Annotated in this window: 10 protein-coding genes and 1 pseudogene; 8 read left to right on the top strand and 3 right to left on the bottom strand. The window is 72.5% G+C overall.

Annotated elements, in window-relative coordinates; genetic code table 11:
• The 6 genes from L2I40_RS10840 to L2I40_RS10865 form a co-directional block, all read left to right on the top strand.
• Positions 1 to 184: hypothetical protein (locus L2I40_RS10840; RefSeq protein ID WP_237214942.1), on the top strand; the 184-nt coding region annotated here is incomplete at its 5' end.
• 10 nt (positions 185 to 194) lie between these two features.
• Entirely contained in the window at positions 195 to 2,387 is a 2,193-nt protein-coding gene (locus L2I40_RS10845) for an RNA degradosome polyphosphate kinase (RefSeq protein WP_237214944.1), read from the top strand.
• Between the two features lie 4 nt (positions 2,388 to 2,391).
• Positions 2,392 to 3,918 carry a Ppx/GppA phosphatase family protein gene (locus tag L2I40_RS10850; RefSeq protein WP_372491046.1) on the top strand — a complete coding sequence of 509 codons (1,527 nt, stop codon included), beginning with the start codon at positions 2,392 to 2,394 and terminating at the stop codon, positions 3,916 to 3,918.
• A complete protein-coding gene (locus tag L2I40_RS10855; RefSeq protein ID WP_237214945.1) occupies positions 3,915 to 4,151 on the top strand; it encodes a DUF6489 family protein in 237 nt (78 codons plus the stop codon). The genes L2I40_RS10850 and L2I40_RS10855 overlap by 4 nt, the downstream gene beginning before the upstream one ends.
• A 27-nt stretch (positions 4,152 to 4,178) precedes the next feature.
• Positions 4,179 to 4,574 (top strand): (R)-mandelonitrile lyase, encoded by a 396-nt coding sequence (locus L2I40_RS10860; protein WP_237214950.1) that lies wholly within the window; start codon positions 4,179 to 4,181, stop codon positions 4,572 to 4,574.
• 244 nt (positions 4,575 to 4,818) lie between these two features.
• The gene (locus tag L2I40_RS10865; RefSeq protein ID WP_237214957.1) at positions 4,819 to 5,913 is read left to right on the top strand and encodes a CBS domain-containing protein; all 1,095 of its coding nucleotides are present in this window, start codon (positions 4,819 to 4,821) and stop codon (positions 5,911 to 5,913) included.
• Between the two features lie 89 nt (positions 5,914 to 6,002).
• On the opposite strand, the gene rnd is transcribed toward L2I40_RS10865, so the two are convergent.
• Positions 6,003 to 7,175, bottom strand: a complete 1,173-nt coding sequence (rnd, locus tag L2I40_RS10870) for a ribonuclease D (RefSeq protein WP_237214960.1) — start codon at positions 7,173 to 7,175, stop codon at positions 6,003 to 6,005.
• A 229-nt stretch (positions 7,176 to 7,404) separates the two neighbouring features.
• Between rnd and aspS the strand changes: the two genes are divergently transcribed.
• On the top strand, positions 7,405 to 9,204 hold the full coding sequence (gene aspS / locus L2I40_RS10875) for an aspartate--tRNA ligase (protein ID WP_237214961.1): 1,800 nt from the start codon (positions 7,405 to 7,407) through the stop codon (positions 9,202 to 9,204).
• 29 nt (positions 9,205 to 9,233) lie between these two features.
• Positions 9,234 to 10,112 carry a cell envelope integrity EipB family protein gene (locus L2I40_RS10880; protein WP_237214963.1) on the top strand — a complete coding sequence of 293 codons (879 nt, stop codon included), beginning with the start codon at positions 9,234 to 9,236 and terminating at the stop codon, positions 10,110 to 10,112.
• Between the two features lie 106 nt (positions 10,113 to 10,218).
• On the opposite strand, the gene L2I40_RS10885 is transcribed toward L2I40_RS10880, so the two are convergent.
• Both L2I40_RS10885 and L2I40_RS10890 read right to left on the bottom strand, forming a co-directional pair.
• Positions 10,219 to 11,190: a Bug family tripartite tricarboxylate transporter substrate binding protein gene (locus L2I40_RS10885; RefSeq protein ID WP_237214964.1), complete on the bottom strand. Its 972-nt coding sequence runs from the start codon at positions 11,188 to 11,190 to the stop codon at positions 10,219 to 10,221.
• A 98-nt stretch (positions 11,191 to 11,288) separates the two neighbouring features.
• Positions 11,289 to 11,496: pseudogene (locus L2I40_RS10890) on the bottom strand (asparaginase); the annotation flags it as partial.

An 11,496-nucleotide genomic window follows, 5' to 3' on the forward strand; every position in this document is an offset into this window, starting at 1 on the left:
CCTGCCGCGCGACGCCGCCGCGGTCGCCGCCGCGGTGGCCGCGCTCGACGCCGCGGCGCTGGCGGAGCGCGCCGACATCACCCGCCCCTTCGCCCGCACCGTGATCGCCCGGCTCTACCCTGAGCGTGACGGTTCGGTGGCGGACGGACAGGACGCCTCGCCCGCCGGCAGGCCGCTGGGCTAGGCTGGCGACCATGGATACGCTGGCCCCCCCGGACGCCCCCGCCCTCGGCCTCGACGATCCCGCGCGCTTCATCAACCGCGAGCTCTCCTGGCTCGCCTTCAACACCCGCGTGCTCGAGGAGGCGGCGAACCCCCGGCATCCGCTGCTCGAGCGCCTGCGCTTCGTCGCCATCTCCGCATCCAACCTCGACGAGTTCTACTCGGTGCGCGTCGCCGGCCTGATCGGGCAGGATCGCGCCGGCGTCACCACGCCCTCGGCCGACGGCCTCACCCCGGCGCGCGCGCTCGCCGCGATCCACACGGAGGCGCAGGCCCTGATCGAGGGCCAGCAGGCGGCCTGGCGCGAACTGCGCGGCCTGCTCGCGGAGGCCGGCGTCATCGTGGCCGAGCCCAGTACGCTGACGGTCGCCGACCGCGCCTGGCTCGAGACCTATTTCCAGGACCGCGTCTTTCCCGTGCTCACGCCGCTCGCGGTGGACCCGGCGCATCCCTTCCCCTTCATCGCCAACCTCGCGCTCTGCATGGTGCTGAAGCTGGTGCGCGAGGAGGATGGGGGCACCATGCGCGCGCTGCTGCCCTTGCCGCCGCAGGTCGACCGCTTCATCCGGCTGCCGGCCACGGGCGAGGGGAAGGGGACCCAGCCGATCCGCTTCGTGATGCTCGAGGACCTGATCCTGCTGTTCCTCGACCGCCTCTTTCCCGGCTTCATCCCCGCCGAGACCGGCCTGTTCCGCCTCATCCGCGACACCGACGTGGAATTCGAGGAGGAGGCGGAGGACCTCGTCCGCTCCTACGAATCCGCGCTGAAGCGCCGCCGCCGCGGCCGCGCCATCCGGCTGTCGGTGGATGCGCGCATGCCGGGCGACCTGCTGGCGCTGGTGACGGGAGAGCTGGAGGCCGATCCGCAGGGCGTGTTCCGCGTGGATGGCCTGCTCGGCGTCTCCGACCTGCGCCACCTCATCGTGGACGATCGGCCGGACCTGCTCTTCACGCCCTACACGCCGCGCTTCCCCGAGCGCATCCTGGATTTCGGCGGCGACTGCTTCGCCGCCATCGCCGCCAAGGACATCGTCGTCCACCACCCCTATGAGAGCTTCGACGTGGTGGTGCAGTTCCTGCGCCAGGCGGCGCGCGACCCCAACGTCGTCGCCATCAAGCAGACGCTCTACCGCACCACGCGCGACAGCCCGATCGCCAAGGCCCTCATCGAGGCGGCCGAGAGCGGCAAGTCCGTCACCGGCATCGTCGAGATCAAGGCGCGCTTCGACGAGGAGCGGAACATCGCGCTCGCGCGAGAGCTGGAAGCGGCCGGCGTGCAGGTCGTCTTCGGCTTCGTCGAGCTGAAGACCCACGCCAAGGTCTCCCTCGTCGTCCGGCGCGAGCGCGAGGGGCTCCGTTCCTACGCGCATTTCGGCACCGGCAACTATCATCCCGTCACCGCCCGGATCTACACCGACCTCAGCTTCTTCACCGCCGACCCGGCGCTGACGCGCGATGCGCAGAAGCTGTTCAACTACATGACCGGCTACGCGCGCCCGGAGACGATGGAGGCGCTGGCCTTCGCCCCGCTCACCATCCGGCCCGCCCTGCTCGGCCTGATCGAGCGCGAGATCCGCTTCGCCGCCGACGGCAAGCCGGCCGCCATCTGGCTCAAGATGAACTCCCTGGTGGACGAGCAGCTGATCGATGCGCTCTACCGCGCAAGCCGCGCGGGCGTGCAGGTGGATTGCGTGGTGCGCGGCATCTGCTGCCTGCGTCCCGGCGTCCCCGGTCTCAGCGAGAACATCCGCGTGAAGTCGATCGTCGGGCGCTTCCTCGAGCACAGCCGCATCTATGTGTTCGGCAACGGCCACAAGCTCCCGTCGCGCCGGGCACGCGTCTTCATCTCCTCCGCCGACCTGATGGCGCGGAACATGGACTGGCGCGTGGAGACCATGGTGCCGATCGACAACCCGACGGTTCACGCGCAGATCCTCGACCAGGTGATGGTGGTGAACCTGCAGGACACGATGCAGAGCTGGGAACTCGGACCCGATGCCGTCTATCGACGCATGGCGCCTGGCCCGAAGCCGGTCTCCGCGCATGAGTACTTCATGACCAACCCTTCGCTCTCCGGCCGTGGCAGCGCGCTGCAGCCCGCCGCCGCCCGCGCCTCCCGCACCGGCGGCACGCGACGGCGCCCGGATCGCGTGGCGCAGGACTGATCGCGTGGACAGCCTGATCCTCACCCCGCCGCGCGTCACGCGCCGGCGCCCCGATCGGCCGCGGCGGCTCGGCGTCGTGGACCTCGGCTCGAATTCCGTCCGCCTCGTCGTCTTCGAGGGCCTCTCGCGCAATCCGCTCCCGATCTTCAACGAGAAGGCCGTCCTCGGCCTCGGGCGGGGGCTGCAGCAGACCGGCAGGCTGAACGACGCCGCCGTGCCGCAGGCGCTGACCGTCCTGTCCCGCTACGCCGCGGTCGCCTCCGCGATGGGCGCCGATCCGGTCGAGATCCTCGCCACCGCCGCCGCGCGCGACGCCGCCAACGGCCCGGACTTCATCGCCGCCCTGGCGGAGCGCCTGCCGGACATTCCCGTCCGCGTGCTGAGCGGCGCCGAGGAAGGCGCCTACTCCGCCGATGGCGTGCTGCTCGGCTTCCCCGAGGCCGACGGCGTGATGGCCGATATCGGCGGCGGCTCGCTGGAACTGGTCGAACTCGACAGGGGCCGGATGGGCCGTGCCGCCTCCCTCCCGCTCGGCGCCATCCGGCTGTCCGACCGCGCCGGCGGAGATCCGTCCAAGGCGAGGGCAGTGGTCGAGGGCGACCTCGCCGGCGTCCCCTGGCTGAAGGCGGGCGAGGGCCGCGACCTCTTCCTGGTCGGCGGCGCCTTCCGTGCCCTGGCGCGCATGCACATGGCCCAGACCGGCTATCCGCTGCACATCGTCCACCACTACGTGCTGAAGCGCGAGGAGGCGCGCGACCTCGCCGGCGTCGTCTCCAAGGCCGACCGCAAGGCGCTGGAACGCATGCCCGGCGCACCCGCCAAGCGCGTCCAGGACATGCCGTTCGCGGCCGTCGTGCTGCGCCGCCTGCTGCGCGCGACCGGCGCCCGCCGCGTGGTGTTCAGTGCGAACGGGCTGCGGGAGGGCTGGTACGCCCGCCTGCTGCCCGAGGCGATCCGGCACGAGGATCCGCTCGCGGCCGCCGGGCGCGATCTCGCGGCGCGCTTTGGCCGCGATCCCGAGTTGGCGCCCGCGCTGCGCATCTGGACCGACCCGCTCTTCGAGGGCGAGAGCCAGGAGGAGCGGGCCCTGCGCGACGCCGCCTGCTGGATCTCCGACATCGGCAGCCACGACCATCCGGACTATCGCGGCGAGCATGCCTTCTACCGCGTGCTCCGCCAGCCCGGCGTCGGCGTGGACCATCACCAGCGCGCCTTCCTCGCCCTGGTCGTCGCGCTCCGCTACGAGCTCGAGCCGGGCGAGCCGGCCCTCACCACCGCGCGGCAGATGCTGGACACCTCGGCGATCCGGCGCGCGGAGGCGCTGGGGGCGGCGCTGCGGCTCGCCTTCACCCTGTCCGGCGGCACGCCGGTGCTGCTCGCCGGCACCTCGCTGCGCCGCGTCGGCGGCGAGCTCCGCCTCAGCCTGGTCGAGGGCAGCGGCGTCTTCGCCGGCGAGAGCGTGCAGCGCCGCCTCGACGCGCTCGCCGGCGCGCTGGGGCTGACCGCGACAGTGGAGGTCAGGACACCATGAAGGTCACCATCGAGGTCGACTGCACCCCGGAAGAGGCCCGCCGCTTCCTCGGCCTGCCGGACCTCGCGCCGCTGCAGGAGGAGATGCTGGCGCGCCTCCGCGAGCGGATGGCCGAGGCCGCCTCGGCCAACACGCCGGAGGCGATGTTGCGTCTCTGGGCGCCTTTCGTCCCCGGCGCGGAGGCCATGCTGCGCGCCTGGACGACCGTACCGCCCGAACGCGAAAAGGGCTGACACGCCGTCGGACGAGGGGCAGCAGGGATGGAGATCAGGCGCGCCGGGGCCGAGCCTTCGGGCCGGGGCCCCGCGGAATGGTTCACCGGCACGGTGCGGGTGGACCCGCTGTTCGCGGCGCCCGACCCGGTCCGCGTCGCCATGGCGCTCGTCACCTTCGAGCCCGGGGCGCGAACCGCGTGGCATACCCACCCCCTCGGCCAGACCGTCATCGTCACGGCCGGCCTCGGATGGGCGCAACGGGAGGGCGGGCCGGTCGAGGAGATCCGGCCCGGCGACGTCGTCTGGTTCCCGCCTGGCGAGAAGCACTGGCACGGCGCCACCGCGACCACCGGCATGAGCCACATCGCCATCCAGGAACGGCTTGACGGCAAGACCGTGGAGTGGCTCGAGCAGGTCAACGAGGCCGAGTACCGCCGATAGCCGGCCATACCGCCAGCGCCTGAACGCGCGGCGACTGCGCGACGGGACGGGTCCGGGGGCGTCCGGCCGCTGCGCGGCAGGAACGTGAAACCTGCGGATGTATTCGGCTCGCGAACCTCAATTTTTTCGCGGCAACCGCCCAGCCTTCGCCCCGTTGAGGACCGGTCCGCGGCGGCCGTCGCGGACACGGCGGCCGGCATGCCCCCGTGCCGGGCCGCGCCCTCGAAGAAGAAGGGACACGAGGATGGCTGACAATAAGAACCAGGACGCGCCCGGCGCGAACGAAGCGGGCCGCGATCGCGGCCGCGTCGGCGAAGCCGGACGCGGCGCAACCACCGCACGCCAGGCCGGCGAGGCCGGGGCAGAGGCCACGACTCGCATGGCCCAGGCCGGCGGCACGGCCATGCGTGATCTCGGCGAGGCGGGCGCGGAGATGACCCGCCGCAGCGGCCAGTCCGCCGGCCACGTCGCCCGCCAGGCCGCGCGCGGCGTCGCCGAGGACAGTCGTCGCCTGAGCGACGAGATGGCGCACGACATGGAGGAGAGCGCCGAGCGCTATGCCGAGACGCTGCGCGAGATGGCGCAGGACCTCAGCCGGCTGATGATGCTGCCGCGCAGCGCGGGCGGCGGCCTCCAGGACATGCAGGAGGCGATGGGCAACGTCCTGAACGGCGTCATGCGCACCAACATCCGCATGACCCAGGAGATGTTGCGGCGCGCCAGCCCGAACGGCTTCGTCGAACTCCAGGGCGCCTTCGTCCGCGAATATGTCGGCGCGCTGATGGAGGGCGGCACGACCCTGCTGCGGGCGACGCGCCGCACCGCCGAGGAGGCGTTGCGCCCGCTCGAGCAGCGCCGCCGTGCCGAGGGCCGGCAGCACCAGCACGCGCCTTGCGTCGCCGAGGTGATGTCCCGCGAGGTGCGCGTCGTGAACCCGGACGAGACGGTTCAGCAGGCCGCGCGCCTGATGACAGAAGCCGAGGCCGGCGCCTTGCCGGTCGGCGAGAACGACCGTCTCGTCGGCATGGTCACGGACCGCGACCTCGCGATCCGCGTCCTCGCCGAAGGGAAGGACCCGGCCCGGACCAAGGTGCGCGAGGTGATGTCACCCGGTACGCATTACGTGTTCGAGGATGAGGACCTCGACGAGGTGGCCGAGAACATGACGCGCGAGCAGGTGCGGCGCCTGCCGGTGCTGAACCGCCAGAAGCGCCTGGTCGGCATCGTCTCGATCGGCGACGTCGCAAGGCGAGCCGGCGAGCGGGCGGGACGCGCGATGGCCGGCGTGGCTCGCCAGGGCGGCCGGCAAGCCCAATCCGCCGGGATGGGCGCCGGCTAGCGCCCGTTCGGTGGAACCACCCAGCGGTTCCACCGAAAATGCCAGCGATCCGGCCTCGCCGTCCCTCGGAGGGAGGGCGAGGCCGCGCCTCAGCCGGCCTCGATCACGCGGACCTTCTTGCCGTCCACGCCGAGGGCGATCCGGCCTGCCTTCAGTGCCAGCGCGGCGTCGCCGAACACGCTCCGCCGCCAGCCATGCAGGGCCGGCACGTCCTCGCCGGCCGCCAACCGCTCCAACTCGTCCGTGCTTGCGAGCAGCCGCGGCGCCACGTGATGCGCCTCCGACTGCGCGGCGAGCAGCACCTTGAGCAGCGCCACCAGCGCCGGTGAGGGCGCCGGGCCGCGGTCGCGCGGCAACTCGGGCAGCGCGTCGTCGGGCAGCTTCCGCGCCTCCTCCAGCGCCGCCAGCAGCGAGGCGCCGGACTTGCCCTTGGCGAAGCCATCCGTGATGCCGCGCGCCCGGGACAGTTCGGCCGGCGTCGTCGGCGCGGTCGCCGCCACTTCGAGCAGCGTCTCGTCCTTCGCCAGGCGCTGGCGGGGGATGTTCACCCGCTGCGCCTCGCGCTCGCGCCACGCGGCGGCGGCGCGCAGCAGGGCGAGGAAGCGCCGGTTGTGCGTCCGCGGCTTCAGCCGCTCCCACTGCGTCTCGGGATCGGCGCGATAGGTGGCGGGATCGGCGAGTGCTGCCATCTCCTCCTCCACCCAGCCGGTCCGCCCCTCGCGCTCCAGGCGCGCGACCAGGCCGCGGTAGATGGCGCGCAGATGGGTCACGTCGGCCGCTGCGTAGCTGATCTGCGCCGGGCTCAGGGGGCGGGCCGCCCAGTCCGAGAAGCGATGCGCCTTGTCGATGGAAGCGCCGGCCAGTGCCCGGGCCAGGGCGTCGTAGCTCACCTGGTCGCCGAAGCCTGCCACCATGGCAGCCACCTGGGTGTCGTAGAGGGGCGTCGGGACGGCGCCGAACTTCAGCAGGAAGATTTCCACATCCTGCCGCGCCGCGTGGAACACCTTCACCACCTTCGAGTCGGCGAGGAGGGCGCCGAGCGGGGCGAGGTCGAGCCCCGGCGCCATGGTGTCCACCACCGCGACCTCATGGTCCCCTGCCAGCTGCACCAGGCAGAGCTCGGGCCAGTAGGTCCTCTCCCGCATGAATTCCGTGTCGACCGTGACGAAGGCCTCGCCCTGCAGCCTCTCGCACAGGGCGGCCAGCGCGGCGGTGTCGGTGATCGGGACGGGCACCTCGGTCGAGGGCTGGCGGCGGCTCATGGGTCCGGTTTAGCCCTCCCCCCCGGGGGCGAAAAGCCGCCTTGCCCCCGAACCCGCCCGCCCCCCTGTCTCGGGACCATCTGCGTTCGGCTTTGTCCAAGGCCCACGATTCACGCTTCGACCGCGCCCGCCTCCGGCGTCCACGGTCGGCGCGATCGCGGTCGGGCGCTTGACTTCCCGGCCCGGGGGTGGCGGTTTCCGCCCTCTTCCAGTCGCTCCGGGACGTTCCATGCACGCCTACCGCACCCACACCTGCGGCGCGCTCCGCGCCGCCGACGCCGGCAGCACGGCCCGGCTTTCGGGCTGGGTGCACCGCAAGCGCGACCATGGCGGGCTGCTCTTCATCGACCTGCGCGACCATTACGGCCTGACCCAGTGCGTGATCCCGACCGGCTCCCCGGTCTTCGCCGCCGCCGAGGCGCTGCGCCCCGAAAGCGTCATCACCGTCACCGGCGAGGTGGTGAAGCGCGACGCCGCGACGGTGAACCCGAAGCTCGCCACCGGCGAGATCGAGCTGCGCGTCCGCGACCTGGTCCTGCAATCGGCTGCCGAGGTGCTGCCCTTCCAGGTCGCCACCGACGACGACGCGCCGGAGGAGATGCGGCTGCGCTACCGCTTCCTCGACCTGCGGCGCGAGCGGCTGCAGCGGAACATGATCCTGCGCGCCCAGATCATCCACGACATCCGGGAGCGGATGATCGCCGCCGGCTTCACCGAGTTCCAGACGCCGATCCTGACCTCGAGCAGCCCGGAGGGCGCGCGCGACTTCCTCGTCCCCGCACGCCTCCATCCGGGCAAGTTCTACGCGCTGCCGCAGGCGCCGCAGCAGTTCAAGCAGCTGACCATGGTCGCCGGCTTCGACCGCTACTTCCAGATTGCGCCCTGCTTCCGCGACGAGGCCGGCCGCGCCGACCGCACGCTGATGTTCTACCAGCTCGACGTCGAGATGAGCTTCGTCACGCAGGAAGACGTGTTCCAGACGATGGAGCCGGTCATGCGGGGCACCTTCGAGCGCTTCGCCGAGGGCCGCGCCGTGGATGGCGGCCCCTGGCGGCGCCTGACCTACGCGCAGGCGATGCGCGACTACGGCACCGACAAGCCGGATCTCCGCAACCCGCTGGTGATCCGTGACGTGACGGAGGCCTTCGCCGGCTCCGGCTTCGGGCTGTTCGCGAAGATCGCCGCCGGCGGCGGCGTGGTGCGCGCCATCCCGGCGCCGGGTGCTGCGGGCCGGCCGCGCGGCTTCTTCGACAAGCTGAACGAATGGGCCCGCGCGCAGGGCGCCGGCGGCCTCGGCTACATCGCCTTCGAGGCCGACGGCGCGAAGGGCCCGATCGCCAAGAACCTCGAGCCCGAGCGCCTCGAGGCCATCCGCGCCACCTGCGGCCTGAACCCGGGCGACGCGGTGTTCTTTGCCGCCGGCAAGGAGGAGGAGGCGGGCAAGTTCGCGGGCACCGTCCGCACCCGCATCGGCACCGAGCTCGACCTGATCGAGAAGAACGCCTTCCGCTTCTGCTGGGTGGTGGACTTCCCCTTCTACGAGCGGAACGAGGAAACCGGGCAGATCGAGTTCAGCCACAACCCCTTCAGCATGCCCCAGGGCGAGTTGGAGGCGCTGAACACCAAGGACCCACTCACCATCCCGGCCTTCCAGTACGACGTGGTCTGCAACGGCTACGAGATGGCGTCCGGCGCCATCCGCAACCACAAGGCCGAGATCATGGTCCGCGCCTTCGAGATCGCCGGCTACCCGGCCTCGGCGGTGGAGGAGCGCTTCGGCGGCATGCTCAACGCCTTCCGCTACGGCGCACCGCCCCACGGCGGCATGGCGGCGGGCATCGACCGCATCATCATGCTGCTGGCGGAGGAGCCGAACCTCCGCGAGGTCAACATGTATCCGATGAACCAGCAGGGCGAGGACCTGATGATGGGCGCGCCCTCCACCGTGGAGCCTGCCCGCCTCAAGGAACTGTCCATCCGGATCGAGCTTCCGCCCGCCAAGGGTGCCACCGGCTCGAAACCGTCCTAAATCGGGTGGAACGCCGCCGAGGAGCCGACATGACCGACGCCCCCATCGCCCGCCGGCTGCTTGGCCTCGTCGCCGCCCTCGCGCTCTCCGCGGGCCCGGCCTCGGCCCAGGCACCCGTCCCGGCGGCTGCCGGCGCGCAATACGGCGTCAGCGCGGAGGCGATCACGGCCGGCGTCGCCCGCATGGTGGCGCACCGCGCCGCCTACCGCCTCGATCTCGGCGAGGGGCGCAACTCCGGCATCACCGCCGTGCGTGGCGCGATGGTCTTCGACGTGCAGGACGCCTGCGAGGGCTGGGCGACCCGCCAGCGGATGACCATGACCGTGGTGGACCGCGACGGGCAGGAGATCGAGACCGTCTCCGACTACGCGACCTTCGAGGCGAAGGACAATTCGCGCCTGCGCTTCTCGCTGACCCAATCCACCGGCGGGGCGATCAGCCAGCGTGTGGCCGGCGAGGCGGAGCTGCGCTCCGACGGGTCGGGGAGCGTCCGCTACACCGAGCCCGCCGGCAAGGAGGAGGCGCTGCCCGCTGGCACGATGCTGCCGACGCGCCACACTGTGCTCTCGATCGAGGTCGCTCGCGCCGGCCGGCGCATCCTGGCGGGACCACTCTTCGACGGGACCTCCGACGAAGGCGTGCAGGACACGACGACGGTCATCTCCGGCTGGCAGGCCACGCCGCAGGAGCCGCCCCGCTTCCCGCTGCTCGCCGGCCAGGCCTCGGCGCGCATGCGCATCGCCTTCTTCGAGCGCGGCGCCGCGACCGGCGGCGCCAGCCAGCCCGAATACGAGGTCGGGCTGCGCTATTTCGAGAATGGCGTCGCCGATGACCTCGTGATGGATTTCGGCGAGTTCTCCGTCACCGGTCGCCTGCTGGAGCTGACAGCCGTCCCCGGCGGGTGCTGAGTCCGGCTCCCCTCTCCCGCGAAGCGGGGGGTCGAACGCCAAGGGCGTTCGACGGCCAAGCGCAGCGAGGCGGGTGGGGGTTATCGCCTCGCTCACCCCGCCCCGGTCACTCCGGCCGGACGCCCGCCGCGCTCAGAATCGCCGAGTAGCTCTCGACGCCCTGGCGCACCAGCGCCATGACCTGCTCGGGCGTCTCGTAGCCGGCCCGCGGCACCACGCCCGCCAGCTCGTCGAGCCGTGGGGCGACCTGCTGGATCGCGCCCCGGAAGGCGGCGCCAAGCGCGGCCACGACCGGCGCGGGCGTCGCGGCCGGCGCGAGGATCGGGAAGAACTCCTCGAAGACCGCGCGCGGGATGCCGGCCTCCGGCGCACTCGGCACGTCCGGCAGCGACGGGTGCCGCTGCTCCGCCATCACCGCGAGCGCCCGCAGCGCCCCGCCGCGCACCTGGCCCAGCGAACTCGCCATGGTCGGCGTGCCGAGCTGCGATTCGTTCGCCACCAGCGCCGCGACGGCCGGGCCGCCGCCGCGGTAGTGCACCAGCTCCACCTGCACCTGCGTCACCGCGCGGAACAGCTCCGCCGCGACATGCACGCCGCTCCCGATGCCGGCTGTCGCGAGGTTGTGCCGCCCCGGCGCGGCGCGCAGCGTGGCCAGAAGCTCCTGCGCCGTGCGCGCCGGGAACTGCGGATTGACGACCACGAGATGCGGCGAGAAGCCGGCCACCGCGATGCCGGTGAAATCGTTGACGGAATGATAGGGCACGCGCGCCACGATCGCCGGGACGGTGGACTGACCGCTGTTGATCAGCACCGTGTAGCCGTCGGGTGCCGAGCGCGCGACATGCTCGGCGCCCAGCATGCTGCCCGCGCCGGCGCGGTTCTCGACCACGATGGGCTGGCCGAGCGCCTGGCCCGCCGCCTCGGCGATCAGCCGCCCGACGATGTCGTTGGATCCGCCGGGGGCGAAGGGCACGATCAGGCGGATCGGGCGCGCGGGCCGCCAGGACTGGGCGATGGCGGCGGGCGCGGCGAGCGCGCCGGCGAGGGCAAGCGAAAGGATTCGGCGTTGGATCGCCATGTGGACGGTCTCCCAGGGTCTCGGGGCCTTGGCGGCCCCGTTCTCGTGGCGCGCTTCTGGCCCGAGCGCGGGGCGGGGGCAAGCCGGCCGCCTGGCCGTCAGGCCCGGGCGAACAACTCCGCGATGGCCGCCCGGTCGTTGCTCCGGGTCAGCGCCAGCATCAGCAGCACGCGCGCCTTCTGCGGCGTCAGCGTATCCGCCGTCACGAAGCCCTGCTCGGCATAGCGCAGGGCCGGCACCGCGCGGCCCGACCCGGCGCGGGTGGACATCACGACGACGCAGCCGCCTGCCGCGGCCTGGGCCAGC

It is taken from the genome of Falsiroseomonas oryziterrae, assembly GCF_021864505.1.
In the GTDB taxonomy this organism is placed as follows: domain Bacteria; phylum Pseudomonadota; class Alphaproteobacteria; order Acetobacterales; family Acetobacteraceae; genus Falsiroseomonas; species Falsiroseomonas oryziterrae.